Below are 24,420 nucleotides of genomic sequence, written 5' to 3'. Positions count from 1 at the left end.
TCAACCTGCCTCCGCCGGCACCTCGTTGTGCCTTCGTGTCCGGGCTGTACCTCTGAGGGACCGGACTTTAAATCCATTTGTTTTACTAAGTCAACGCCCCGCGGCGGTATCGTCATTGAGCTGGAACAGAGAGGACCTCGCGCGTGCGGCAAGCAGGAACAAACCTCCCCAAGGTCGGGCGGTACAACAGAGCGGTGGTCCTCGACCAGATCCAGCTCGCCGACGGAGTAAGCCGAGTTGAGATCGCCCAGCTGACCGGACTGACCCCGCAGACGGTCTCCGGCATCGTGCGCCGGCTGCTGGACGAGGGGATCGTGCGGGAGGACGGCGCCAGCCGGGTCGCCAGTGGCGGCAAACCCCGCACCACCCTGCGGATCAACCCGGACGCGGGCAGTGCCGTCGGGCTCGTGTTCGACCCCGTCGAACTCACCTGCGCCGTGGTCGACCTGCTGGGGCGGCCGCGGGTGGTCAAACGGCGTCCCACACCTCCCGGCACCGACCCGTCACACGTCGTGCCCGCCATGGCCGAGCTGGTGGCCGATGCACTCGACGAAGCGAAGGTTCCACGCAGCCAGGTACTGGGACTGGGACTCGCCACTCCGGGCCCGATCGACCACAAGCTCGGCATGATGGTCGACCCGCCTCAACTCGCCCACTGGACACGGGTGCCCCTGCAAACCATGCTGAGCGAGGCCACCAACCTGCCGGTGACGCTCGACAACGACGCCACCGCCGCCGCGATCGGCGAACGCTGGTCCGGCGTGGGCAAAGGCGTGGCGAACTTCGCCTACTTCTTCTTCGGCACCGGCATCGGCGGCGGCCTGATCCTCAACCATCAGGTGTACAGGGGCGGTTCGTTCAACTCGGGGGAATTCGGCCACTCCTCCGTCCTGCCCGACGGGCCCGAATGCTACTGCGGCAACCGGGGCTGCCTGGAGAGGCTGGTCAACCCGTCCGCGATCGTCGCCGAGGTGCACCGCCGGCTCGCCGCCCGACCCGGCGGCGACAGTGTGCTGTCGCAACCGTTCGACAAGGATCCGGCCTCCGTCGACCATGCCGCGATCCAGCTCGCGGCGGGAGCCGGTGACCCCGTCGCCACCGCCGTCGTCGACGAGGCCGCGGGACACGTCGCCTCGGTCGCGGTCAGCATCGCCAACTTCATTGACGTGGACCTCATCATTCTCGGCGGTCACGGCATTCAGCATGTGGAGTCGCGGTACGTCGACATCGTCGCGTCCGCGCTGGAAAGCAGACCGCTGGCCCGTCACATCCGCGTCGTGGAGGTCGCGGCGTCCCCGCTCGGCACGGACGCCGCCGTCGTGGGCAGCGCCGCGCTGGTTCTGCACGCGACCTACTCCCCCCAGCTTTCGGCGCTTCTGTCGGATTGACCGGGCGGCGCCGACGCCCTGGCAGGGATGGCAGGTGGTGCTCGGCACGGATGTGGATGCTGCGCCTGGTTAGGCTGGTCCGAGTTGAACCTGGTCGGCGGGGCGTGCAGGTGTGAGGGGGCGTTGGGCGTGGAGATGCTCGACGGGTCGGACCCGGGGGCCATTGGTGGGTATCCACTGCTGGCGCGGCTCGGTGAGGGTGGCATGGGACGGGTGTATCTGTCCCGGACCGTGTCGGGGCGCCCGCTGGCCCTGAAGACCGTTCGTGCCGAGTTCGGACAGGAGCCCGGGTTCGAGGAGCGGTTCGCACGCGAGATCCGCAACAGCGACCGGGTGCGCTCCCCATGGACGACCGCGGTCGTGGACTACAGCCCCCTGGGGCAGCGGCCGCAGTGGCTCGCCACGGAGTACGTGGCCGCGCCGTCCCTGGCGGAATGGGTGCAGCGGTACGGCCGACTGCCCGAGCAATCCGTACAGGCTCTGGCGGCCGAGCTCTGCGGGGCGCTGGAAGCGGTGCACGGCGCGGGGCTGGTCCACCGCGATGTCAAGCCGTCCAATGTCCTGTTGGGCCGTCACAGGCCTTTGCTCATCGACTTCGGGATCGCCCGAGCAGTGGAGGACTCGCGTCACACGAGGACCGGCGGTGTGATCGGTTCGCCCTGTTATCTGGCGCCGGAGCAGGCAAGTGGCGGTAGACCGGGGGCGCCGGGTGACCTCTTCTCCCTGGCCGCGGTGTTGGTGTACGCGGCGACGGGCCTCGGCCCCTTCTCCCACCCGCACGAGGAGGTCTCGGCCGCCGCGCTGCTCTACCGCATCGTGCACGAGGAACCGAACCTCGACGGCGTTCCGGCGGCCCTGGTCCCACTGCTGAGGTCCTGCCTTGCCAAAGACCCTCGGCAGCGGCCGACGGCCGGCGCCGCCCGTGCCCTGCTGGAGCGCCTGGGCGGCCGGACCGGTGCCTGGCCGCAACTGCTGTCCGAGGCGCTGCAGCGGGATCTCGCGGTACGGGAGCAGGAGGCGCAGGCGTTGGTCTCCACGCCCGCGCCACCGCCCGCTGCGGCCGTTGTGTCACGTGAACCCGTGCACGGCCCGGCTTCCGACGGCGCAGGAACCATCGTCCGGCCGGCCGCCGGTTCCCCGCAACGCCGGCTGTCCGGCCGTACCGGCTGGGTGGTCGCAGGGACCATTGCCGCGGCCCTGATCGCCACGGCGGCCACGCTCGTCGTACAGCGTCTGTCCGGCAATGACGCATCCGGCGCGACGCCGTCGCCCTCACCCACCGCCGCTTCGCTTCCCACGTCCTGGGCCGGCACGTGGGTCGGTACCGGCCCGGGCACCCCGACCGCCGACGGCATCGCTCAGGCCCGGACCGACCGGTTCGCCGTCACCCTGACGCTCCACGCGGCGCTGCGAGGTGAGTTGGCCGGCAAGCAGGTCAGCAAGGTGACCGAAGTGGGCACCGGCCGTGAGTTGGGATGCACCGAGGCGCTGGAACTGCGGGAGGTACGCAGGACATCGATGGTCTTCGAGGCGGTCACCAGCCACCCGACCGACCGCTCGGCCGCGCTCTCCTGCCCCGAGGGCAACATCTACGTCGTCACGATGACCGACCACGACACCCTGAGCCTGGGCGACGAAGGTGCCCAGTCCGCCGGGGCCCCCTCCACCCTCAGCCGGCGCTGACCGACACGTCCAAGTGCGCTGACAGGACGGTGAGTTCGGCCCATACGAGCCGGCCTCGAGGGAGGCGGTCGGTACCCCATCGGGAAGTGAGAGCCTCGACCAGGTGGAGGCCTCGTCCGCCGCATTCGCCGCTTGCCGTGTTCCGAGGTGTTGGGCTGCCGTCCCAGCCGGAGCCGTGATCTCCCACCTCGATCCGGACGACCCATGCGGCGGCTTCGTCGCGGATGACCTTCAGGGTGTGCCAGACGGGCCCCGCGCCGTGGCGGACCGCATTGGTGACCAGTTCGGAGACCACCAGCACGATTTCGTCGGCCGGTTGGGAGTGGCACCAGCGCCGCAGCCGGTCCATGACCTGCCGCCGCGCCTCCCCCGGCGATTCAAGCGTCGCTGGGAGAGTCCACGTGCAGGTCGCGCGCACGGTACGGGACCCGCCAGAGCTGAGAACGGACATAACGTGCTCGCAGGGGTTGACGCGGCCTGTGCGCGTCAACGGTGTCCGCGCATCGAGCGAGGTGTCGTCCGCAGGCCACTGGGCGGCTTTTCATGGGGACCTTCACGTGGGAGTTGTCCTGGTGCGCGGTTCGGTTGACAACAGATTTCGGGAGGATTCCATCAAGGCGGGATGCCTGGAATGACGGGGAACAGGCCGACGGACGGCTTCACCTCCCGTCCCTGGGTGGGAAGCCGTCCGCGCGTTCTTCAAGTTCCGGTCTCAGGTTCAGGCCAGCGGATTGCGGCCCGACTTCCCGCCTGTGTGGCAGCCACCGTTCCTGACGCAGATCACGACCTGCAGGTAGGCGATGTTGTAGCCGTCGGACAGGGAGAGATCGTTGTACGTCGTGTAGTCACCCGTGTCGCACCCGGAGTAGTCCCAGCGCTTGGTGTCGGTGGTCCAGACTCCTCCGTTGGTTCGGGTGACACGGAAGTACGCGTAGACCGGGTTGGAGTCGCAGCCCCAGTCCGAGACGATCAGGTCGATGTTGGACGCGCGGCCGGGGCCGGTCCAGTCGAACGTCGCCCCGGCGTAGCCGTAGGTGTCCGAGGAAATGATCAGTTCCGAGTCCACCTGTTCGGCCGCTGTCGCAGCCGGCGCCAAAAAGGCGACGACGGCGGCGAAGGCTGCGATCAGAGCGGTGAGCCCCGCCCAGTGTCGGCCGCCCCAGGCCCCCCGGCGCTGAGGCTTGAACGAATTCTGCATGTGACTACTCCCAGTTATCGGTCGGAGGGAGATGCGAGTCGCTGAGTCGTGCGGGGCCCAAGTGAGGCTTGGGACCCATGTGCAGCGATGTACTGGTTTGACGGAAAACGATGCTTCCAGCCGGCTCAGCTGCTGTCATGCTCATTCAAAGCAGGTGAAGAGTCGCAGGCGGGTGGGCTGAAGGGAGAGTGATGCTCCGCTTCCATTTCACGGCCGAGGATCTGACCAGAACCCGGGTCGCGGGGGCTCCGCACCCGTTGTGGGAGATAGCCGTAAGCCTCCACCGGTTCCAGACCAGGGAGGGACGCTGGGCGTACGCGCACTGGCACCGCACCACATGCGCTCGGCTCCATGAGGCCGGGCTGGAGCGCAAGGTGAAGAACCTTCTGCTGCCGCTCTTCCCCCGCGCGATCTACTTCCCTGACTTCCTCACGCCGCTGGAGGGCGCCGAAGGACTCGAGGCAGGCTTGGACGCCATCCTGGCGGCGCCGCGCGGACAGGTGGCCGGGGAGATCGCACGGCTCGCCCGGACCGTCCGGGCTCCGGCCTGGGCCCACAGCCTCACCGAGCCCGACACCCGGAGTCGGCTGACGGAGCTTCTGCGTACGTACGCCCAGGTCGTCATCGACCCCTACGAGGAGCACATCGCCGAACGGCTGTGCGCGGAGCGCGTCCGCCACGCCAACACCCTGCTCTGCCACGGAACGGAAGGCCTGCTCGGCAGCCTGGCGCCGACCATCCGCTGGAGCCATCCCCTTCTGGAGATCGACTGCTATCCGGAGGAGCGGGACGTCCACCTCGGCGGACGTGGACTGCTTCTCATCCCCTCGTACTTCTGCTGGAACACCCCCGTCGCCCTGGCCGACCCCGGTCTGCCGCCCGTCCTGCTGTACCCCCTCCAGCACGCGGCAGAGGCGGCCCCGGCCACCGACGCCCCGCCCCTGCACGCCCTGCTCGGCCGGACGCGCGCCGCCATCCTCCGGGCCACCGCCACCGGTGTCACCACCACCGACGCCGCCCGGCAGGCGGGAGTGTCCACGGGGACCGCCACCCACCACACCACCGTATTGCGCGACGCCGGACTGATCACCAGTCACCGCCACGCCAACACGGTCCTGCACACCCTCACCCGTCTCGGTGCCGCCCTGCTCGCACGAGAGGGGCGGGCGCCACAGCGGCCGGATCCGGACCTTGCGCCGACGCCAAATACCTGACTTCCTTTGCGAGTTGGGCCAGTAAATTCGACCAGTAGGCCCACGCATTCAGGCGTGGGTGGTCCTGTCGGAATTCCGCCGTCAGGCATGATGTCCGCCATGACGACCATTGCCGATCGGCTCCCCGAGCCGCCGCCTCGCGAGCCCGATTTCGAGGACGATTTCACCGCTCCGCATCTCAGGACGGATCGGTGGGTCGATCACTACCTGCCGCACTGGACATCACCCGAGCGGTCTCAGGCACGGTACGACATCGACAATTCCGGGCTGCGATTGCGCATTGACGCCGATCAGCCGGATTGGCGAGAGGAGGACGCTCTCCGCTTCGCGTGTCCAACCTGCAGACCGGGGTCTTCTCCGGCCCACTTGGCTCTCGGCGAGGAACACACCGGCATCGCCCGGACGGACTCGTCGTCCGCACCGAGACACCGGAGCAGCTGTTGTGGGCGCCCACCACCGGACGGGTGGATGTGACCGTGAGTGCGAGCGTCAATGAAGGGTGCATGCTCGCGGCGTGGCTTGTGGGGACGGAGCACCTGTCCGAAGAAGACAGCGGCGAGATCTGCATTTTCGAAATCGACGCCGACGCTGTCGGGGAGGGCAAGAGCCACGCCCGATGCGGGGTGAAAGCGCATTCCGACGAGCGGTTGGCAACCGACATGACGGAAGTAGCCGTGCCCGTGGACGCATCGATGCCACACACCTGGACGGCCATCTGGACCCCGTCGGGCACGGTCATCGGCTGCGAGGGCGTCGTCGTGAAACGGGTACCTCAGTCTCCGCGTTACCCGCTCTTTCTGATGATCGACCTCTTCGAGATCGGTCCTCGCTCGGAGAACGCCATGGTCTATCCCAAGACCGCTCGCATCCACCGCGTGCGCGGGTGGGACACGTCATTCACCGTCCGTCAGCCACGTATGGCGGGGTCCGCCGTGCGGTGCAACTATCGAACGGGCACCTGACGGCAGGGCGTTCCCACCTCTCGCGGCGAAGCGGGAGCGGGCACCGCACTTACGCGAGGAGGGATGGCCATGGCCAAGCGTCTGGTCGTCTGCTGCGACGGAACGTGGAACTTCGCCGACCAGCCGAGCAAGACGAACGTCACCAAGGTCGCCCTGTCCGTACACCCGGGGTCCGCCGCCGGGAAGGACCAGCGGGTGTACTACCACAGCGGCGTGGGCATCCGGCAATGGGAGCGCCTGCGCGGCGGCGCGTTCGGCGTGGGCCTGTCCCGCAACGTCCTCGACGCCTACCGCTTCCTCGTCACGACGTACGAACCCGACGACGAGCTGTTCCTCTTCGGCTTCAGCCGGGGCGCGTTCACCGCCCGCAGCCTGGCGGGTCTGGTGCGCAACTGCGGCATCCTGCGCCGGGATCACGCCGACCGGGTCAAGGAGGCATGGGCCCTCTATCGCGACCGAGTCGAGAAGCCGAGCGGCGCTGCCTCCACCTTGTTCCGCCGTTCGTATGCTTACGAGACGGAAATCCACTTCGTCGGGGTGTGGGACACGGTCGGTGCCCTGGGCATCCCGGTGCCGGGCCCCAGATGGCTCGAGCCGGTCGTGAACCGGTTCAACCGCCGCTGGGCGTTCCACGACACCGAGCTGAGCAGCTGGGTCAAGGCGGCCTTCCACGCGCTGGCCATCGACGAACAGCGCTCGGCGTTCCGGCCGACGCTGTGGCACCAGCAGCCCGGCGCCGCCGAACAGGGCCAGGAGCTGAAGCAGGTGTGGTTCGCCGGGTCGCACTGCGATGTCGGTGGCGGCCACGAGGAGACGGGGCTGTCCGACATCAGCCTGCTGTGGATGGTCGACCAGGCCCGCAGATACGGGCTGGAGTTCGACGCCGAAGCACTCGGCGCGGCCGGGCCGACGGAGATGAAGCCGGACGAGAAGACCCTCGACTTCCACGTGGAGCCGGACGCCTTGGGCGAGCTGCACCCCTCACGGACGGCCCTGTACCGACTGTTCAAGCCGCTTCACCGGCCCCTCGGACGGTCGGCGGACGACGAGGGCCGCCTCGACGGGAACGAGTTCCTGACGGTGCCGGCCAAGGAGCGCCACGACAAGGACACGGGCTACCGGCCGCCGGAGCTCGAGCGGTACCTCGCCGAACCGGCGCGCGTCCGACTGGAGCCGGTGCTGCTGCCGGGTCTCGCGCTGGACGGACTGGACCCGACCACATAGCGGCTGCCTCCTCCTCCGAGTGGCTCCGGTGGCGCGAGCTCCGGATGGCTGTTGTCTGTACAACAGAAGTGCAGACAGGAAGCGGGAGAGCATGGAGCAGAAGCTGGCGCGTCTCGGGACACGCCGGGCCGCCGGGATGGCCGGAATCGTGTTCGCGGTCCTGATTGCCGCGGCTATCGTCCTGGTGCGCATCGCCCTGCCCGGCGGGGCCGAAGGGCACGAAGTCTCCGTCGACGGCGGACAGCGCGATGCCGTGCAGACGGCGCTGGCGCTGCTCCCGTTCGCCGGGATCGCCTTCCTGTGGTTCATGGGAGCCCTGCGCGAGCAGGCCGGTGAGGGCGAGGACCGGTTCGTCTCCACCGTGTTCCTGGGCAGTGGTCTGGTCTTCGTCGCCACCCTGTTCGGCGCTGCCGCGGCTGCCGGAACCGTACTCGCCGACAGTCAGCAGCCCTCCCCCTTCGGCCGCTACTTCGCCTACACCCTGCTGACCACGTACGCGATGCGTATGGCAGCGGTCTTCATCATCACGACCTCGACCATCGGCCGCCGGCTCGGCCACTCTCCGCGCCCGCTCGTCGTCTTCGGCTATGCGTCGGGCCTGACGCTGCTCGTGGTGGGAGCCAGCGTGCCCTGGTCCGAACTGGTCTTCCCGGCCTGGGCGCTGGTGGTCAGTCTGCACATCCTCTGGGGACGGCCTCCGGCCGGCCCACGTCCTGCCGCCGCGGACTGAGCCGGCCACCCCGCTCACCCGAACGGTCTCCTCCTCGTCGCCGTCTCCCCCGCGGCCACCGAGGGTGGTCGAAGGGGGTTGACCGGGCCGTTGGAAAGGACCGATTCCCTTGGTAAGGATTGCCGTCGACCTGAACCGCTGTCAGGGGTACGCGCAGTGCGCCTTCCTCGCCCCCGAGGTCTTCGCCATGCATGGCGAGGAGGCGCTGCTGTACGACCCGGAGGCCGACGAGGCCCAGGGCGAGAAGCTGGCGCAGGCCGCCGCTGCCTGCCCTGTCCAGGCCGTCGTGGTCGATGCCGTGGACGCATCGGCCGAGGCGGTGCCCGGTGATCGGTGACGGATCCCTGGAACGGTTCAGACGCGAGGGCCGCATCGTCGTCGTCGGCGCCTCACTGGCGGGCCTGCGGGCCGCGGAAACCCTGCGCGACAAGGGGTTCGCGGGCTCCCTGACGATGATCGGCGACGAGCCCCACGAGCCGTACGACCGGCCCCCGCTGTCCAAGCAGGTCCTGCTGGGCAAGGCGGCCGCGGAGCGCACGGCGCTACCGAGGCTCCGTTCCGTCGACGCGACGTGGCGGCTGGGCGTCCCGGCCGCCGGCCTGGACATGGCCGCCAGACGGGTGCGGCTGGCCGACGGCGACGAGGTGCCGTACGACCGGCTGCTGATCGCCACCGGGGTACGAGCGCACCCGTGGCCGCGCGAGGCCGAGGCGCAACTCGACGGCGTCTTCGTCCTGCGGACCCGCGACGACAGTGCCGCGCTCGCGCGGCGGCTCGAGGCCGGCCCCAAGCGGGTCCTCGTCATCGGGGCCGGGTTCACCGGTTCGGAGATCGCCTCCGCCTGCCGCGAACGCGGCCTTGCCGTCACCGTCGCCGAGCGCGGCGCGGCGCCCCTGGTCGGCGCTCTCGGCGGGGTGGTCGGCGCGGTCGCCGCCGAGATGCAGCGCGAGCACGGTGTGGACCTGCGGTGCGGGGTCATGGTGACCGCTCTGGAGGGCGATGCCTCGGGACGGGTGCGCGCCGCGCAGCTGTCCGACGGCTCCACCGTGGAGACCGACGTGGTGATCGTCTCGCTCGGCGCCACCCGCAACACCGAATGGCTCGCCGGATCCGGACTCGGGGCAGGCCCCCGAGGCATCGCGTGCGACGCCGGCTGCCGCGCCTTCGACATCCGCGGAATCGTCACCGACGACATCTATGCGGCGGGCGACGTCGCACGCTGCCCGCACCCCCTGTTCGGCTACCAGTTCCTGTCTCTGGAGCACTGGGGCAACGCCGTCTCCCAGGCCCGGATCGCGGCGCACAACATGATCAGCGAGAGCACCGACCGCATCCCCCACATGGAAGTGCCGGCCTTCTGGTCCTCGCAGTTCGGAGTCAACATCAAGTCGGTCGGGGTGCCGTCGCTGGGGACGGAGATCCTCATCTCGCAGGGATCGCTCAAGGATCACCGGTTCCTGGGCGTCTACGGGTATCAGGGGCGCGTCATCGGCGCGGTCGCCTTCGACCACGCCCGGTGGCTGCCGTTCTACCAGGAGCTGATCGAGACCACCGCGCCGTTCCCGCCGTCGTTCCCCACGGTCGACCGGCGCTCGGACGGACAGCGGCCGATCGACGCCGACTTCCCCGATCCTTCGGTCCCCACTCACGGCCCCACCGTGACACTCGGCGGCTACTCGCCGGCCGACCGCCGGATGACGTTCACCCCCGCGCACTGACCCGTACGGCCACGAGGACTCGCCATGACGCAATCCTTGCTGCACCAGATCCTGGACCACGCCAACCGCGCCAATCCGTACCCGATCTACGAACAGCTGCGGAAGACGCCGGTACACCACGAAGACGGCGGGCCATACGTCATCAGCACCTACTACGAGATCCGCAGCCTCCTGCACGATCCTCGGATCAGCTCCGACGCCCGCAATCTGGCCTCGACCGCCCGCGACCCGCTGGCCGAACCGGCCCGGGAGGAGAGCGCCCTGCCTCCCGGGTTCCTGCGGCTCGACCCGCCGGAACACGACCGGCTGCGACGCATGACGAACCGGCCCTTCGGCCCGCCGCACTCCCCGCACCGTGTCGACGGTATGCGCGGGGAGCTCCACGACATCGTCTCCGGCCTCATCGACGGCCTCGGCGACCCTGGCCGGATCGACCTGGTGGAGCAGTTCTCGTACCCCTTTCCGGTCACCGTGATCTGCCGGCTGCTCGGGGTGCCGCGCGAGGACGAGGCGCGCTTCCACACCTGGGCGGACACACTCGCCGCGAGCCTGGACCCCGACCCGGACGCGGATCCCACCGAGCGCGGCAAGGGCGCGCACGACGCCCGTATGGAGTTGGGCATGTACCTGGCCGGCCTGATCGAGGAGCGCCGCACGAATCCCGGCGAGGACATGCTCTCCCAGCTGGCGACCGCCAAGGGCGAGGACGGCCCGATGACGACGATGGAGCTGCTCAGCACCGCGGCGCTGCTGTTGATCGCGGGACACGAGACCACCGTCAATCTCATCACCAACGGAATGCTGACCCTGCTGCGCCGTCCCGACGTACTCGAGCGGCTGCGGGCGGATCCTCGGCTGGCGGTGCCCATCGTCGAGGAGCTGCTGCGCTTCGAGCCGCCGGTACAACTGGTGCCACAGCGCACCACCCTCGCCGACATCGAGGTCCGCGGCGTCACCATCCCCAAGGGAGCCTCCCTCTGGCTGGTTCTGGCGTCCGGCAACCGCGACCCTCAGCGCTTCGAGGACCCCGACCGCTTCGACCCGGACCGCCGGGACATCCAGCACCTCGGCCTGGGCAGCGGCATCCACAGCTGCTTCGGCGCACCGCTCGCCCGGCTGGAGACACAGTTCGCCTTGTCGGAGCTGGCCAGGAGGCTGGAAAACCCCCGTCTGCTGGAGGACCCACCCCCGTACCGGCAGAACGCAGTACTGCGCGGGCCACGGCATCTGCCCATCGCGTGCGACGGGATCCGCCCCTAGGACCCCCAAGGACCCCCTGAGACAGATCCGGGTCCCACCGCCACAGCGACGCGCGCCCTTCAGTGCCCTCCTGCCGTGGATCTCCTACGGAGGACCAGGACAGCGGTGTCGTCGCTGCGGGCGCCGGCGGTGTGCTGTTGAAGCTGCCGGTAGAGAGTCGGAGCCACCTCGCCGACCGGGACACTCCCCAACGCCGCCGCGCGTTCCTCCAGCGGATAGAACCTGCCCGCCGGGTCGCGGGCCTCGGTGACTCCGTCCGTGCACAACAGCAGAGCGCTGTCCGCAGGGAAGGCGAACCATTCGACGGTGCGTGGTCCGGGAGCCAGGGAGTCCAGCCCCAACGGGACACTCGGCTCGTCCCGCAGCGCCGGCCCGGCGTGTTCACCATGCAGAAGCAGGGGCGGAACGTGACCGCAGTTGATCGCCTGGACCTCCAGCTCGGAGCCGACGCTGAGAACCACGCCGGTGACGAAGCGCTCACGCTCACCCACGTGCTCGGCGAAGGAGTTGTGCCGCAGAACAGCCTCCTCGAGAAGGTCGACCACGGCGGTGAGCGTCGGCTCCGCCATCGCGGCCTCCCGGAAAGTACTCAGTGCGGCGAAGGCGGCGCCTATGGCCGGCAGGCCCTTGCCCTGGACGTCGGCGATGAAGACACGACTGCCGTACGGTGAGGCCACCACCTCGTAGATGTCGCCCCCGACCCGGCTGTCCTCCTCCACGGGCTCGTACAGCCCATGGACGATGAGCTCATCGGTCACCAGGGGAAACGGCCGCAGAATCTGCCGCTGGAGAGCGGCAGCCGCTGACCTCAGGCGGGCGATTTCTCCCTCATGGCGGACGCGCTGCTCCGCACGGGCCACGCTCAGGCCGCTGAACACCATCGCGAACACGACCACGACCAGATTGGCCCCCGCCGTCTCCAGCGGTCTGTCGATCAGAGAGCCGATGATGATCAAGGTCACCCAGACCGAGGCGACAGAGGTCTGCCGCACGGTGCCCCTCCCGGCGATCAGCGCGGGAAGGACGACGAGGAAGGGAGCAAGTCGCGTGTCCCGCCCGAACGCGATGCCGCTCACCACGAGGACGACGGTGCACGCCGCGAGCCAGAACACCACGGCGCCCCAGGCGAGAGACCTGAGGCCTTCGCTCCGGCCACTCACAGCGGCCTGGTCTTGCTGACCGTTCGTGGTGCTCACCATGTCTGTGCTCCTGCGGCCACCCGCGCACGAGCGGTGGTCACCCGTCGTGCCCGGCAGACGGCATGTCGGCGAACCACCTCCTCATCCACCATCCGACGCTTCTCGACACAGTGGCAATTCGCCACGAATCACTCCGCCGGCTCATCCGCACGCGGGAGCGAGGCCAAGGCCGGCGAGCGCAGCCGTACCGGCTGCGGCATGGCCGTTCCCGGCGAGCAGCAGCGTGCGCGCCGACTGGTAGTGGCAGCCGGCCGCGTCGAATGCCGCTGCCGCGGCGAGCTGCCGTGTCACGTCGCCGTCCAGCAGCGCCTGAGCCCGCTCCAGCTGGGCGGTGGCGACCGGGTTGCCGGCGACAACACTCCGGGCGGCCTCGATCCGGTCCCGGGCGTCCGGGTGCCCGGCGAGCACCGAGGCCTCCGCCCGCAGCGCCACGTACCAGTGCAGCCAGATCCAGGAGACCCATTTCCACACCTGTTCCGGCTCCGGTGCGACCCGCTCCAGGGCCGCGTCCGGGTCCCCGTGATGAAGCAGGACCATGGCGTCGAAGACCGCACCGTAGCCGTGCCGGTGCTCCGACGCGGTGCCCGCCTGGTCGACGATCGCGAGCCAGCTTGCCCGGGCGTCGTGGTCGCCGCGCAGGCCGTGGATCATCGCTACCGACGCGGCGGCCGGGCCGAGCGAGAACGACCGCTGCCGGCCGCTCTGCTTCCACGCATCCATGAATCTCACGCTGCGGGTGAGTACGTCGCCGGCACGGCCCGCGAACGCGTCCGCGATCAGCAGCCAGGACGTTGCGTGATGGCCCACCTCGGCGAACAGCGGGTGGTCGGCGAGCTCCCTGCCCCACTGGCGTGCCCGCGCCAGCTCACCCACGCCGAGAGCGGTTCCGGCGGCCATGGCGAGGGCGTCCATGTGCTCGTGCGTACTGGCGGGTGTGTGCGGCACCGAAGCCAGAATGTCGATGCGGCGCCGGGCGGCAGCCGCGGCGCCGAACGACTCACCGGCCCAGGTCCGGGCGCCGGAGAGCGCGTCGAGAGCGGCGGACTCAGCCACCGGGTCGCCCGCCCGCCGGGCGAGCTCGACGGCCTTCTCGGCGCACCTGACCGTCTCGTGCGCGGTGTTGTCCGCATCTCCCTGGACCGAGCCGAAGGCATCCGCGATCACCGCCGCCTCGGCCAGCGCGACGGCCGCCTCGGCCGCCGGGTCGCCGTCGCCGGACAGCTCTCGCGCCGCCCTGAGCACCGCGGTCACCTCGTCCGCGGCGGGGATCCGTGTGAACTCGCTGGAGAAGCGGTACGCGACGGTGGCTGCGGCCGCCAGGTCACGGCCGGCGCCGGTGGTGTCACCAACCCGGCGCGCGGCCTCCGCGGCGGCACGATGCAGGCGGAACATGTCGTCGCCGAGCCTGCGGCAACCGGCCACCCCCGCGGCCTCCCGCAGCGCCGCCGCACCGGCGGCGTCATCGGCGAGCGCGGCCGCCTGCTCGAACCGCTGCTGGGCCTCGCCGAGCAGGTTGCGGGTGAAGGTCAACTCGGCCAGGGACAGGGCCAGACGGCAGGCGTCCGCACGCTGCTCCGGCTGGTCGGCGGCCCAGGTCAGGGCGGCTCTCAGGTCCTCCGCCATCGCGTCGAACCGCGCACGCCAGTCCGCGCCTTCACCTCCCGTGAGGGCGTTCGCGTCGGCCAGGCACCACCCCACGTGGCGGGATCGGACGTCCGTCGATTCACCGGCGTCGGCGAGCCGCTCCGCGCCGTACTGACGGATGGTCTCCAGCGCCTGGTACCGGGTGCCGGTCGCGGAGGGTGCCGCGGTGAGCAGGCTCTGTTCGGCGAGGCTGCCGAGCCCGTCGGCGACCGCGGCCGGATCCAGCGGGGCGAAGGCGGCCACCGCGGTGGCCGCCTCAGCGGTGAACGGCATGACGAACACCGAAATCCGGCGCAGCAGCGCCTGATCCTGCGGCTGAAGCAGGTCGTGGCTCCAGTCCAGCGCCGCCCGCACCGACCGGTGCCTGTCGTCCGCGCGAGGTCCCCCGGCGAGGATCCGCAGCTGGTCGGAGAGGCCGGCCGTGAGGCCGTCCAGTCCGAGCGTGGGCCACCGTGCCGCCGCCAGCTCGATCGCCAGCGCCATCCCGTCGAGCCGTTCGCAGATGGCCGCGATCCGGTCGCGTACCGAGGGATCCGGCGGCCGGCCGACCGCCGCCGCCCGTTCCATGAACAGGGTCACGGCCTCCGAATCGCCACCGCCGGCCCAGGACAGCGGCGGAACCGGGAAGACCCACTCGAAGGGCACCATCATCCGGGCCCGGCTCGTGGCGAGCACCCGCAACCGGGGGCAGGCCGTCAGCAGCCGTTCCAGGAACGGCGCCACCCCGTCGCGTATCTGCTCGCAGTTGTCCAGCACGAGCAGCGCCTGGCGGTCCGCCAGCGTGGCCAGCAGCGCCTCGTCGATACCACGCCCGGGCTGCTCCCCCACACCCACGGCCGCCGCGACCGCCGCCCCCACCCGCCCCGGGTCGGTGACTGGGGCCAGGTCGACGAACCACACCCCGTCGACGAAGTCGCCGGCCGCCTCCGTCGCCACCGCCAGCGCGAGCCGGGTCTTCCCCACCCCGCCCGGACCGACGGCGGTCACCTGCCGACGTGTCTTCACCGCCTCGGCCAGCTCCGCGCGCTCCCGTACCCGGCCGATGAACGCTGTCAGGGGTGCCGGGAGGGCTGGTACCGGGCGTGGCTGCTCGGCGCGGGCGAGTTCGGCCGCGCGCCGGGAGAGCGCCCGCCGGTCCGGCACCTGAAGCTTGCGCAGCAGCGCGGAGACGTGGGACTCGACCGTGCGCACGGAGATGAACAGCTGCGCGGCGATCTCCGCGTTGCTGAGGTGCTGCCCGAGCAGCGCGAGCACTTCGGATTCCCGAGCCGAGATCACTGGACTGGACACCGAGCCATTATCCGATCATCCGGGGTGGTCTCCGTGGTGTTTCCGTGGTGGGTTCCGTGCTGGGCACGGAGGTGGACCGAGCCCTGGCCGGGAGAGGCTGTGACCACACCGATCAAGCCCGGCAGGACAACACACCGGGTCGATCGAGCCCCGCGATCACAGGAGTGACCATGGACTCTCACGCCGGCGACCCGCGCCCCCGCGCTGTGCGTCGCCGCGACACCGAGCACCGGCTCACCCATGACGTCGACGTCTGGGTGGCCAGTGCCGCCACGGACGGCGCCCCCTATCTGGTGCCGCTGTCCTTCGACTGGGACGGCGAGACGCTGCTGGTGGCCACCCCGGCCGACAGCCCGACCGGCAGAAACCTGACCGCCACACGGATGACGCGGCTGGGGCTGGGCCACACGCGCGACGTGTCCATGATCGAAGGCGAGGTCGAGGTCCTCGAGATCGAGGCACTGCCGCAGCAGCGGGGTGACCGGTTTGCCGTGCGCACCGGCTTCGACCCGCGCACACTGGCCACGCCGTACCGCTGGTTCCGTATCACCCCGCGCCGCATCCAGGCCTGGCGCGAGGCGGACGAGTTGCCGGGTCGTGAACTCATGCGTGACGGCGGCTGGCTCGGCTGACCGCCGCCCAGCACGCGCCCCCCGATCAAACTGCCAAGACAGCAAAGGAAAACCTGCCATGACGAACACACGGAAGTCCGCCCGGAGCGCTGCCTCGACCGAGGGGAAGTTCGACGGGTTCACGGCCGAGGAACGCGAGGCGATGAAGGAGCACGCCCAGGAGCTGAAGAGGTCCGCGCGACGCAGCCCGCGCACGGCCAAGGCGGACGCCGAGAAGGACGTACTCGCGAAGATCGCCGAGATGGCGGATGCGGACCGCGCCCTCGCCGAGCGGCTCCACGAGATCGTCAGGTCCGCCGCGCCGGACCTCTCGCCGAAGCTGTGGTACGGGATGCCCGCGTACGCCAGGGACGGCAAGGTCGTCTGCTTCTTCCAGAGCGCGCAGAAGTTCAAGACCAGGTACGCCACGCTCGGCTTCAGCGACCAGGCGAAACTCGACGAAGGCACCATGTGGCCCACCGCCTACGCCCTGACGGAGCTGACCGCCGCCACCGAGGCAATGATCGTCGAGCTCATCGGGAAGGCAGCGGGCTGAGACGCGGTCCTGGCGTGCCAACGGAGTCGTGAACGGGCGGGCTTCCAAGGCCCGCTATTGCCCGAATTGGATATTTTTGAGAGGCATGTAATAGTTCTGCCGTGCGAGACCTCTACCCGAGGAGTACGGCCGCATGATCCACGGAGCCCACCCGAACGCTCCTGTCACTGCCCACCACGTGAACATCGCCCGTGCCCGCGACTGCGACAACTGCCGCGGCTGGGGAAGCGTCGTCAACAACGGACGGTTCGAGCTCTGCCCTGTCTGTCAAATCCCGGCGCAGGCCCCATGAGGGCGTTCAGCGCTCCGGCGCCCGGCCCCCGGCGAGCGAGACGAGGTCCGGAAGCATCCCCGCCAGTTCCTCCAGCAGCCTGTCCATGTCCACCACGCCGGGAAGCGGGTGGTACGGCGCATCCTTGTGGAAGGTGAGCCCGAGCTCCGCCGCACTCCAGTTGCGCTCCAGACGCAGGTACGGTCCGCTGCTCGGCACGTCGAACACGACGACCAGCCGGTGTGCGTCGACCGTGCTCGTCAGGTTCTCAACGAACCGGCCCACACTGCTCCGGCCTTGTCGCGCTTGAGCTGCTGCCAGCCAGGCCGAGCGGCCAGGGCACGCATCGCCCGGTCCGCCTTGCCGACCCGGCGGGCGGTGCGGACCGCGAAGGTCACGCCGATCAGGGACGGGGCCATGATGACGGCGAAAAAGATGATCCAGCCCAACACATAGTCCCTTCGCTCAGGCTCGGGAAGCCCGTTCGCCCGCATCCAGAGGACTACCGAAACCGCCGCGCCGGCTCACACCCTGCCGCCGAAGAACACCTGCACCTCGCGGATGAGCCCCTCTCGCACCGTGATCGCCTCGACGTTGCGGTACCGCCCGCCCGACGTGAGCTCGTACTCGTAGTGGACGAGGACGATCTCGTCGTCGGCCGGGGTGACGTGCAGCAACGAACCGGCCCACACTGCTACGACTCCGTTGGCACTGCTCCGGCCTTGTCGCGCTTGAGCTGCTGCCAGCCAGGCCGAGCGGCCAGGGCACGCATCGCCCGGTCCGCCTTGCCGACCCGGCGGGCGGTGCGGACCGCGAAGGTCACGCCGATCAGGGACGGGGCCATGATGACGGCGAAAAAGATGATCCAGCCCAACACATAGTCCCTTCGCTCAGGCTCGGGAAGCCCGTTCGCCCGCATCCAGAGGACTACCGAAACCGCCGCGCCGGCTCACACCCTGCCGCCGAAGAACACCTGCACCTCGCGGATGAGCCCCTCTCGCACCGTGATCGCCTCGACGTTGCGGTACCGCCCGCCCGACGTGAGCTCGTACTCGTAGTGGACGAGGACGATCTCGTCGTCGGCCGGGGTGACGTGCAGCAGCCGCTGGTCCGTCATCCGGTCGGCCGTCGGAAAGCACCGGTCGAAGAACGCCGCCTTGTCGATGTGGTCGTCCCGCGGGCTGGTGAAGGTGAAGTCGTCGGAGTAGAGGGGCAGGGCCGCGGCTCGGTCCTGCGACCTGTAGTGGCGGAAGGCGGCCTCTACGACGTCCTGCGGACGGTCGGTCATAGGGCCACCGTACGACGGCACGGGCGACGGCGGACACGCGAAACGGCGGCCGGCGGCCGGCTCGGGCAGGGTTTCGGACGTGCCGCCCGCGGCACCCGGGCTGGGCAATGACGCGGGCCGGAGAGACCATGGGAATTGCCGGTAGCCAGAACGCGGACATGCGTCGATGACAACGGTGTCGACAGTGGTCGGCACGTGCTGTCGGCCGGGTGGAGGAGGATCTGGGATGACAGCCGAATCCTTCCCGTCCAACGGTGGCGAGTACGCCCCCGAGCCGCCACGGCCCACCGGCCTGCTGGATGTGCTGAGCGTTGCCGCCGTCGTCGTCGACGCCGACGGTCGCATCGTGTTCTGGACGCCGCAGGCCGAGGAGCTCTTCGGCTATACGGCACAGGAGGCCCTCGGCAGGTACGCGGCGCGCCTGTTCATTCACCCCGAGCACCTGCAGGCCGTGAGGAAGCTGTTCGCGGAGGTGCTGGAGACAGGGCGGGGCTGGGCCGGCGCGTTCCCCGTCCGGCACAAGGACGGCAGCAGCCGCCTGATGGAGTTCCGCAACATGCGGCTGCAGGACGATCTCGGAGGTGTCTACGCCCTGGGCATCGCGGCCGACCACACCCTGCTCCAGCGTGTCGAGACCGATCTGGCTCTGTGCGAGCGGCTGATCAACCAGTCTCCGATAGGTCTGGCCCTCATGGACCCCGATCTGCGGTATCTCCTGGTCAACCCGGCGCTGGAGCGTATCGACGGGATCCCCGCCGAAGACCACATCGGCCGTCGCCTGAGGGAGACCCTGCCCTTTCCCGACGTCGACACCGTCGAGTCCGCTCTTCGTCAGGTCCTCACCACCGGCACTCCGCTGCTCGACCAGTACCACGTGGGCCGTCCCCCGGCCGACCCCGACCACGACCACGCCTGGTCCCTCTCCTTCTACCGGCTCGAGGACCCCGGCGGACGGGTCCTGGGTGCCGCCGCCTCGGTCGTGGACGTCACCGAGCGGCACCGCGCGGCCGGCGAGGCCGACCGGGCCCGGCGCCGCCTCGCCCTCATCGCCGAAGCCTCCACCCGCGTAGGCACGACGCTGGAGGTGGAGCAGACCGCCGACGAGCTGGCCGAGATCGCCACCCACGAGCTCGCCGACATAGTCGCCGTGGACGTTCTCGACTCGGCCCTGGCATGCCGCCGTACGCGCAGACCGGACAACGGCCGGGAGCTCTTCCGCGCCCTCGCCCTCAAGGCGACCCACCCCACCGTGGCTCTGCGCGCCGCCGACCCTCCCGGTGACCTCGCCGCGTACGACGGTGACCGCTTGGTCACCCTGTGCGTCCATTCCGGTCGGCCCGTGCTGGTACGCCACGTCGGCGACAAGGACCTGCCGCGCATCGCCCGCGACGCCGAGGCCACCACACTCCTGGCCCGCGCAGGCGTCCACTCCTATCTCGCCGTTCCGTTGGTCGCCCACGGGGAGGTGCTCGGCGCCCTCGACCTCAAACGCACCCGCAACCCGCTCCCCTTCGACGAGGACGACGTCGTCCTGGCCAGTGAGCTGGCCAGCCGCGCCGCTGTGGCCATCGACAACGCCCGCTGGTTCCAGAGCGTGCGCAACACCGCGCTCACGCTTCAGCGCAGCCTGCTGCCCGACCACCCGCCTCACCAGACCGGCCTGGAACTCGCCTCCCGCTACCGGCCCGCCCAGGCCACCAGCGAGGTCGGCGGCGACTGGTACGACGTCATCCCTCTGGTCGACGACAAGACCGCCCTGGTCGTGGGCGACGTCATGGGCAACGGCATCGACGCCGCCGCCACCATGGGCCGGCTGCGCACCGCCACCTGCGCCTACGCAGATCTCGATCTCGCCCCCGGCGCCGTGCTGCAGCACCTGGACAAGATCACCTGCGACCTGGAGCACTACATCGTCACGTGCCTCTACGCCGTGTACGACCCGCACACGCGCCGCTGCCGTATCGCCAACGCCGGACACATGCCGCCCGCGCTGGCACGCCCGGACCGAGCCCCCGAGCTGCTCGACCTGCCCACGGCAACCCCGCTCGGAGTCGGCGGCGTCCCCTTCGAGACCACCACGGTGGACCTCGGCCCCGGCGACGTGCTGGTCCTCTACACCGACGGCCTCGTCGAGACCCGGTACCACTCCATCGACGACCGCCTGAACGTCCTCCTCAGTTTCCTCGACGAACCGCAACGGCCCCTCGAGGAAACCTGCGACCTCCTGCTGTACGGCCTGCGTCACCCCGACGACCACGACGACGTCGCCCTCCTCGTGGCGCGGGCGCTGTAGGCTCTCCAGCGCCCCGTCTTCCGCTGCCCGGCAGTTCGTAGGACGTCGGCGGGATTGTCAGCCGGAGCTTGTCGGGACCGATGCGGATATCCGGTCGAGCTGACGGGCTATGCCGGTCAGCCAGGCGTCGAGGTCGACGAGCACGGGCTGCGCCACTGCCCTGTCCGGCAGCGTGCATGTGTGCCGCCCTGCGTCTGGTCCTGGTTCCGGCAGGCGTGACGTGCTGCTGCCTGCGCGGCGCGCCGGGTCGGAAGGGGGGTCGGGCGCGGCGAGGTCGAAGCGCAGCAGGCGCTGTGTTCCCTGCAGTGTCTGGTGGGCCACGATGAGAACCGCGTGCCAGTCTGCGGGCGCCCGCTCCTGGGCTGCGGTGGGTTCGTTGCGGTACTGCGCGTAGGCCGCCTCGGCCAGTCTCAGACGATGCAGCAGCGGCAGGGTCGGCAGCGACGTCGGCGACACCGAGGGGTTCGTCAACAGATCGGCAGTGGGCGGGATGAGGTCTCCGCACGCCCGAAGCAGATCGGCCATCGTGCGGCGGACCTCCCGGTGCCCGCCGGCCGGCCAGGCCAGCAGGCCGCACAGCAGACCGATGATGCTGCCGGTGACGACGTCGATCAGACGTACTTCGGACAACCGCCAGTTCACCGGCGTGACTTGGGCGAAGACGAGGGCCACCAAGAAGGTGAACAGGCCTTGTGCGAAGACGATGCCCAAGAGCGGTCCCAGGATGAACGCCACGAGCATGACCGGTACGAGCAGGGCCGCATAGACGTCCGAATGCTGTCCCACGGTCAGCAGCATGACTCCGGCAGCCGCGGCGCCCACCAGGTTGCCGAGGAGCGCCTGCCGAACCGCCTTCCACGTCGCGCCCACGGTGGTGCGTCCCAATGTCAGCACCGCCAGCAGGACCCAGAAGCCGTGCGCGAGGTCGAGTGTGCCCGCCACGAGCCGTGCCGCTGCCAGTCCCAGTGCCACCCGTACCGCGTTCTGGAACCACACAGAACGCCGTGTGAGATTGGCGCCCATACGGCGTGCCCACAGGCGGTGCGTGGGGAGGTCGGCGTACCAGAAGACATCCCCTGCGGCCGGTGGTGCCGTCCGCCCGCGTTCCGCGATGCCCAGTGCCGTGACGGCGACCCAGGCGGCCGCCGCGACTTCCAGTACGGCCGACTGTTTCCGCAGTACGCCGATGTCCGGCCGTGCGGGCGGCGCGCTTCGTCGGATGCGTTCCGCCTGGACGTGTTCCATCAACGCCGCCAAGGACGCCACCGATGGCACGCCTGCGCCGGCCCGCAGCGCCGCACGGGCAGACGCGCACACGTCGGCGACTCGGGCGAGCAGGACGTCACACGACGGGTCGGTGACCACCGCGGGACCGTGCAGCGCCGAGAGTTCGGCCAGCCCCTCGAGGAGACGGCGGGTCGCCGCGCCGGCCTGGGTGAGCGCCCGGTCTTCGCGCCCCGGGCCTGTAGGGCGCTCGCCGGGTGGCACGTAGGAGAACCTCAACTGCTTGCTGCGTTCGCGAAGGAGTTCGACACCCGTGCGACCGCTTGCGGCTTCCGCCGCGGTCTCGAGCGCGTCGGCCAGCCGGGCGCGGTAGCTTCGCGCGGGCGTACCGGGGAGGATGAGTGAGCTGCACGCGGCCAGCGCCAGGACGCCCAGGCTCGCACCGGCGAGTCGGGCCGGCAGTGTCTGCGGGGCGTACGGCGGGAAGCACGCCAGGATGTAGAACAGCTGCAGGCCCGGTGCGGCCCCCGCGCTGCGAGGGCCGCCCACCGGGGCGAAGCCCAGTACGAAGCCGACGACCGCCATTCCGGCCACGGCCGCCCAGGTACTTGCCGCGAGTGCCGTGCCGAGGGCGACCAGCATCAAGGCGAACGGCAGCGCGCGCACCATCACCCCCGCCCGCCGGCGGCCGGCTCCCGCGATGGAGGACAGCGGTCCCAGCGCGATCGGAGCGAACAGCGCGTAGAGCGCAGCCACGGGCTCGTCGAATCCGTACAGACACAGGTAGAACCCCGCGCTCGCTGCGACCGTGGTCTGCACCGCCCGGCGCAGCACCGTCATCCGAGCCACATCACGGGCCATCGCCGCCCTCCGGCTGTGTCACTGCCCTGCCGCGGGCGTCGGTACCGACAGTGATCCGGCGTCTTCGCGCACCATGCCTACCTGCGACCATTGTGGGCCTGTGCCGGCTGACGTGCATGTCAGGGGGCAGCAGGCTGCAGGCCCGGTGCGGCCCACGCACTGCGAGGGCCCTCAGCCCGCCACCTCCTTCCTTTCAGCTGCGGGCAGTGCCGTGAAGCACCCACGGGTCATCAACTACGGCTTGAAACAAGCCAATTGGGTAGCTGCGCGCTCACCTGACAGCACGGCCGAACCACTTGGGCAGCCGGCCGAGCAGATCCTGCTGGTCCTCACCGACCCACGCCACGTGGCCGTCCGGCCGCAGCAGTACGGCGGGCACGTCCAGTTCCTCGCTGACGTCGACGACGTGGTCGACCCGGTCTGCCCAGCCGTCCACCGAAAGCCGGCCGGTCTGGTCGAGCAGCAGTCCGCGGCCGCCGTGCATCAGCTCGTAGAGGCGCCCCCGCTTCAGCCCCACGTCCCGCATCCGCCGGCCGAGCAGTTCGTGGCCCTCGCCGAAGTCGTAGCGGACCCCGATCGCGGTGAGCTTCTCGATCAGATGCCGGTTCACGTCCTCGAAGTCCATCAGTTCCGACACCAGCCGGCGCACCGCCCTGGGGCCCGGCTCGGTGGACATCAGCTCCATCTGCGCGCGGGTGTTGTTCAGCACGTCGGCGGCCACCGGGTGCCGTTCGGTGTGGTAGCTGTCCAACAGCCCCTCCGGTGCCCAGCCGTTCACCTCGGCGGCCAGCTTCCAGCCGAGGTTGAACGCGTCCTGGACACCGAGGTTGAGGCCCTGCCCGCCGGTCGGCGGGTGGATGTGCGCCGCGTCGCCGGCCAGCAGCACCCGGCCCACCCGGTAGCGCTCGGCCAGCCGGGTGGCGTCACCGAAGCGGGACAGCCAGCGCGGGGAGTGCACGCCGAAGTCGGTGCCGGCGAACACCCGCAGCTGTTGCTTGAACTCCTCCAGGGTCGGCGGGACCGAGCGGTCCTCGGCCAGCCCGTCGGCGGGTACGACGACGCGGTACACCCCCTCCCCGAAGGGCCCGAGACCGAACCGCTTGTGAGTCTTACGGACCTCGGCCACCACGGCGGCAACCTCCTCCGGCGGTACGGCCACCTCCATCTCGCCCAGCAGCGTCTCGACCTTGGTCGGCTCGCCGGGGAAGCCGACGCCGAGCAGCTTGCGCACCGTGCTGCGGCCGCCGTCGCAGCCGACGAGGTAGCGCGAGCGCAGCCGCGTGCCGTCGGCCAACTCGACGGTCACTCCGTTCTCGTCCTGGCTCAGCCCGACCAGTTCGCGGCCGCGCCGGATCTCGGCGCCGAGCTCGGTGGCGTGCTCGGCCAGCAGGCGATCGGTGGTGGGCTGCGGGATGCCGAGGACGTAGGCGTGCGCGCTGTCCAGCCGGTCGGGCGCGGGCTTGGCGATGGCGGCGAAGAAGCCGCCGACCGGGTACTGCTTGCCGTGCTCGAGGAACCGCTCCAGCAGACCGCGCTGGTCCATCACCTCGATGCTGCGCACATGCAGGCCGAGCGCGCGGACGTACCTGGTCGGCTCCGCCTCCTTCTCCAGCACGAGCACGTGCACGCCGTGCAGCCGCAACTCTCCGGCCAGCATCAAGCCGGTCGGTCCGCCGCCGGCAATGATCACGTCGATCATGAAATCCCCCATTCAACAAGAACGCACATGCACTTCAAGAACGCATATGTACTTCGCGAATCCCCGATTTCCGCAGGTCGTGGCCTCGGCCAGAGATTCTGCGGCAT

At 70.1% G+C, this 24,420-nt stretch carries 23 protein-coding genes; 12 read left to right on the top strand and 11 right to left on the bottom strand.

Annotation, left to right across the window (positions count from 1 at the left end; all coding sequences use genetic code 11):
• Positions 1-143 precede the first annotated feature (143 nt).
• Both ABZO29_RS42880 and ABZO29_RS42875 read left to right on the top strand, forming a co-directional pair.
• Entirely contained in the window at positions 144-1,388 is a 1,245-nt protein-coding gene (locus ABZO29_RS42880; RefSeq protein ID WP_367325611.1) for an ROK family protein, read from the top strand.
• Positions 1,389-1,523: 135 nt separating this feature from the next.
• Positions 1,524-3,071 carry a serine/threonine-protein kinase gene (locus ABZO29_RS42875; RefSeq protein ID WP_367326398.1) on the top strand — a complete coding sequence of 516 codons (1,548 nt, stop codon included), beginning with the start codon at positions 1,524-1,526 and terminating at the stop codon, positions 3,069-3,071.
• On the opposite strand, the gene ABZO29_RS42870 is transcribed toward ABZO29_RS42875, so the two are convergent.
• Together ABZO29_RS42870 and ABZO29_RS42865 are read right to left on the bottom strand one after the other, a co-directional pair.
• A complete protein-coding gene (locus ABZO29_RS42870; RefSeq protein ID WP_367325610.1) occupies positions 3,058-3,522 on the bottom strand; it encodes an ATP-binding protein in 465 nt (154 codons plus the stop codon). The two genes, ABZO29_RS42875 and ABZO29_RS42870, sit on opposite strands and share 14 nt — an antisense overlap.
• Positions 3,523-3,789: 267 nt before the next feature.
• Complete coding sequence (locus tag ABZO29_RS42865) at positions 3,790-4,269, bottom strand: hypothetical protein (RefSeq protein ID WP_367325609.1); 480 nt, start codon at positions 4,267-4,269, stop codon at positions 3,790-3,792.
• A gap of 191 nt (positions 4,270-4,460) precedes the next feature.
• On the opposite strand from ABZO29_RS42865, the gene ABZO29_RS42860 reads away from it, so the two are divergent.
• The 7 genes from ABZO29_RS42860 (at position 4,461) to ABZO29_RS42830 (ending at position 11,377) form a co-directional block, all read left to right on the top strand.
• The gene (locus ABZO29_RS42860) at positions 4,461-5,483 is read left to right on the top strand and encodes a helix-turn-helix domain-containing protein (RefSeq protein WP_367325608.1); all 1,023 of its coding nucleotides are present in this window, start codon (positions 4,461-4,463) and stop codon (positions 5,481-5,483) included.
• 329 nt (positions 5,484-5,812) lie between these two features.
• Positions 5,813-6,445 (top strand): hypothetical protein, encoded by a 633-nt coding sequence (locus ABZO29_RS42855; protein WP_367325607.1) that lies wholly within the window; start codon positions 5,813-5,815, stop codon positions 6,443-6,445.
• A gap of 69 nt (positions 6,446-6,514) precedes the next feature.
• Positions 6,515-7,669, top strand: a complete 1,155-nt coding sequence (locus ABZO29_RS42850) for a DUF2235 domain-containing protein (RefSeq protein WP_367325606.1) — start codon at positions 6,515-6,517, stop codon at positions 7,667-7,669.
• Between the two features lie 91 nt (positions 7,670-7,760).
• Positions 7,761-8,399 (top strand): hypothetical protein, encoded by a 639-nt coding sequence (locus tag ABZO29_RS42845; RefSeq protein ID WP_367325605.1) that lies wholly within the window; start codon positions 7,761-7,763, stop codon positions 8,397-8,399.
• 109 nt (positions 8,400-8,508) lie between these two features.
• The gene (locus ABZO29_RS42840; RefSeq protein WP_367325604.1) at positions 8,509-8,736 is read left to right on the top strand and encodes a ferredoxin; all 228 of its coding nucleotides are present in this window, start codon (positions 8,509-8,511) and stop codon (positions 8,734-8,736) included.
• On the top strand, positions 8,726-10,117 hold the full coding sequence (locus ABZO29_RS42835; protein WP_367325603.1) for an NAD(P)/FAD-dependent oxidoreductase: 1,392 nt from the start codon (positions 8,726-8,728) through the stop codon (positions 10,115-10,117). The genes ABZO29_RS42840 and ABZO29_RS42835 overlap by 11 nt, the downstream gene beginning before the upstream one ends.
• 24 nt (positions 10,118-10,141) lie before the next feature.
• Positions 10,142-11,377, top strand: coding sequence for a cytochrome P450 (locus tag ABZO29_RS42830; RefSeq protein ID WP_367325602.1), 1,236 nt, complete (start codon positions 10,142-10,144; stop codon positions 11,375-11,377).
• Positions 11,378-11,436: 59 nt separating this feature from the next.
• On the opposite strand, the gene ABZO29_RS42825 is transcribed toward ABZO29_RS42830, so the two are convergent.
• On the bottom strand, positions 11,437-12,576 hold the full coding sequence (locus ABZO29_RS42825) for a PP2C family protein-serine/threonine phosphatase (RefSeq protein WP_367325601.1): 1,140 nt from the start codon (positions 12,574-12,576) through the stop codon (positions 11,437-11,439).
• 141 nt (positions 12,577-12,717) lie between these two features.
• On the bottom strand, positions 12,718-15,510 hold the full coding sequence (locus tag ABZO29_RS42820) for a LuxR C-terminal-related transcriptional regulator (RefSeq protein WP_367325600.1): 2,793 nt from the start codon (positions 15,508-15,510) through the stop codon (positions 12,718-12,720).
• 170 nt (positions 15,511-15,680) lie between these two features.
• On the opposite strand from ABZO29_RS42820, the gene ABZO29_RS42815 reads away from it, so the two are divergent.
• Both ABZO29_RS42815 and ABZO29_RS42810 read left to right on the top strand, forming a co-directional pair.
• Positions 15,681-16,142: a pyridoxamine 5'-phosphate oxidase family protein gene (locus ABZO29_RS42815; RefSeq protein WP_367325599.1), complete on the top strand. Its 462-nt coding sequence runs from the start codon at positions 15,681-15,683 to the stop codon at positions 16,140-16,142.
• Between the two features lie 58 nt (positions 16,143-16,200).
• On the top strand, positions 16,201-16,677 hold the full coding sequence (locus tag ABZO29_RS42810; protein ID WP_367325598.1) for an iron chaperone: 477 nt from the start codon (positions 16,201-16,203) through the stop codon (positions 16,675-16,677).
• Positions 16,678-16,975: 298 nt separating this feature from the next.
• Here the strand turns inward: ABZO29_RS42810 and ABZO29_RS42805 are convergent, their stop codons facing one another.
• The 5 genes from ABZO29_RS42805 to ABZO29_RS42785 form a co-directional block, all read right to left on the bottom strand.
• Positions 16,976-17,233 carry a hypothetical protein gene (locus ABZO29_RS42805; RefSeq protein ID WP_367325597.1) on the bottom strand — a complete coding sequence of 86 codons (258 nt, stop codon included), beginning with the start codon at positions 17,231-17,233 and terminating at the stop codon, positions 16,976-16,978.
• Complete coding sequence (locus ABZO29_RS42800) at positions 17,209-17,397, bottom strand: hypothetical protein (protein ID WP_367325596.1); 189 nt, start codon at positions 17,395-17,397, stop codon at positions 17,209-17,211. Before ABZO29_RS42800 ends, ABZO29_RS42805 begins: the two co-directional genes overlap by 25 nt.
• Positions 17,398-17,472: 75 nt before the next feature.
• A complete protein-coding gene (locus ABZO29_RS42795) occupies positions 17,473-17,640 on the bottom strand; it encodes a hypothetical protein (RefSeq protein WP_367325595.1) in 168 nt (55 codons plus the stop codon).
• 2 nt (positions 17,641-17,642) lie between these two features.
• Positions 17,643-17,822, bottom strand: a complete 180-nt coding sequence (locus ABZO29_RS42790) for a hypothetical protein (protein WP_367325594.1) — start codon at positions 17,820-17,822, stop codon at positions 17,643-17,645.
• A gap of 75 nt (positions 17,823-17,897) precedes the next feature.
• Positions 17,898-18,236 carry a nuclear transport factor 2 family protein gene (locus ABZO29_RS42785; RefSeq protein ID WP_367325593.1) on the bottom strand — a complete coding sequence of 113 codons (339 nt, stop codon included), beginning with the start codon at positions 18,234-18,236 and terminating at the stop codon, positions 17,898-17,900.
• Positions 18,237-18,462: 226 nt separating this feature from the next.
• Here ABZO29_RS42785 and ABZO29_RS42780 point away from each other — a divergent pair, with 226 nt between their 5' ends.
• Positions 18,463-20,529: a SpoIIE family protein phosphatase gene (locus ABZO29_RS42780; protein WP_367325592.1), complete on the top strand. Its 2,067-nt coding sequence runs from the start codon at positions 18,463-18,465 to the stop codon at positions 20,527-20,529.
• 57 nt (positions 20,530-20,586) lie between these two features.
• On the opposite strand, the gene ABZO29_RS42775 is transcribed toward ABZO29_RS42780, so the two are convergent.
• Entirely contained in the window at positions 20,587-22,614 is a 2,028-nt protein-coding gene (locus ABZO29_RS42775; protein ID WP_367325591.1) for an FUSC family protein, read from the bottom strand.
• Positions 22,615-22,885: 271 nt separating this feature from the next.
• The gene (rox, locus tag ABZO29_RS42770) at positions 22,886-24,313 is read right to left on the bottom strand and encodes a rifampin monooxygenase (RefSeq protein ID WP_367325590.1); all 1,428 of its coding nucleotides are present in this window, start codon (positions 24,311-24,313) and stop codon (positions 22,886-22,888) included.
• Between the last annotated feature and the right edge of the window lie 107 nt (positions 24,314-24,420).

This window comes from Streptomyces sp. HUAS ZL42, from assembly GCF_040782645.1.
Lineage (GTDB): Bacteria > Actinomycetota > Actinomycetes > Streptomycetales > Streptomycetaceae > Streptomyces.
This window is presented reverse-complemented; position numbering and strand designations above follow the sequence as displayed.

What these genes read in the sequence shown, in the direction of transcription:
- ABZO29_RS42825 (WP_367325601.1), bottom strand. Translation starts at nt 12,576, where the DNA reads ATGGTGAGCACCACGAACGGTCAGCAAGACCAGGCCGCTGTGAGTGGC.
- ABZO29_RS42775 (WP_367325591.1), bottom strand. Translation starts at nt 22,614, where the DNA reads ATGGCCCGTGATGTGGCTCGGATGACGGTGCTGCGCCGGGCGGTGCAG.
- rox (WP_367325590.1), bottom strand. Translation starts at nt 24,313, where the DNA reads ATGATCGACGTGATCATTGCCGGCGGCGGACCGACCGGCTTGATGCTG.
- ABZO29_RS42860 (WP_367325608.1), top strand. Translation starts at nt 4,461, where the DNA reads ATGCTCCGCTTCCATTTCACGGCCGAGGATCTGACCAGAACCCGGGTC.
- ABZO29_RS42785 (WP_367325593.1), bottom strand. Translation starts at nt 18,236, where the DNA reads ATGACCGACCGTCCGCAGGACGTCGTAGAGGCCGCCTTCCGCCACTAC.
- ABZO29_RS42845 (WP_367325605.1), top strand. Translation starts at nt 7,761, where the DNA reads ATGGAGCAGAAGCTGGCGCGTCTCGGGACACGCCGGGCCGCCGGGATG.
- ABZO29_RS42865 (WP_367325609.1), bottom strand. Translation starts at nt 4,269, where the DNA reads ATGCAGAATTCGTTCAAGCCTCAGCGCCGGGGGGCCTGGGGCGGCCGA.
- ABZO29_RS42870 (WP_367325610.1), bottom strand. Translation starts at nt 3,522, where the DNA reads ATGTCCGTTCTCAGCTCTGGCGGGTCCCGTACCGTGCGCGCGACCTGC.
- ABZO29_RS42850 (WP_367325606.1), top strand. Translation starts at nt 6,515, where the DNA reads ATGGCCAAGCGTCTGGTCGTCTGCTGCGACGGAACGTGGAACTTCGCC.
- ABZO29_RS42875 (WP_367326398.1), top strand. Translation starts at nt 1,524, where the DNA reads ATGCTCGACGGGTCGGACCCGGGGGCCATTGGTGGGTATCCACTGCTG.
- ABZO29_RS42780 (WP_367325592.1), top strand. Translation starts at nt 18,463, where the DNA reads ATGACAGCCGAATCCTTCCCGTCCAACGGTGGCGAGTACGCCCCCGAG.
- ABZO29_RS42810 (WP_367325598.1), top strand. Translation starts at nt 16,201, where the DNA reads ATGACGAACACACGGAAGTCCGCCCGGAGCGCTGCCTCGACCGAGGGG.
- ABZO29_RS42815 (WP_367325599.1), top strand. Translation starts at nt 15,681, where the DNA reads ATGGACTCTCACGCCGGCGACCCGCGCCCCCGCGCTGTGCGTCGCCGC.
- ABZO29_RS42830 (WP_367325602.1), top strand. Translation starts at nt 10,142, where the DNA reads ATGACGCAATCCTTGCTGCACCAGATCCTGGACCACGCCAACCGCGCC.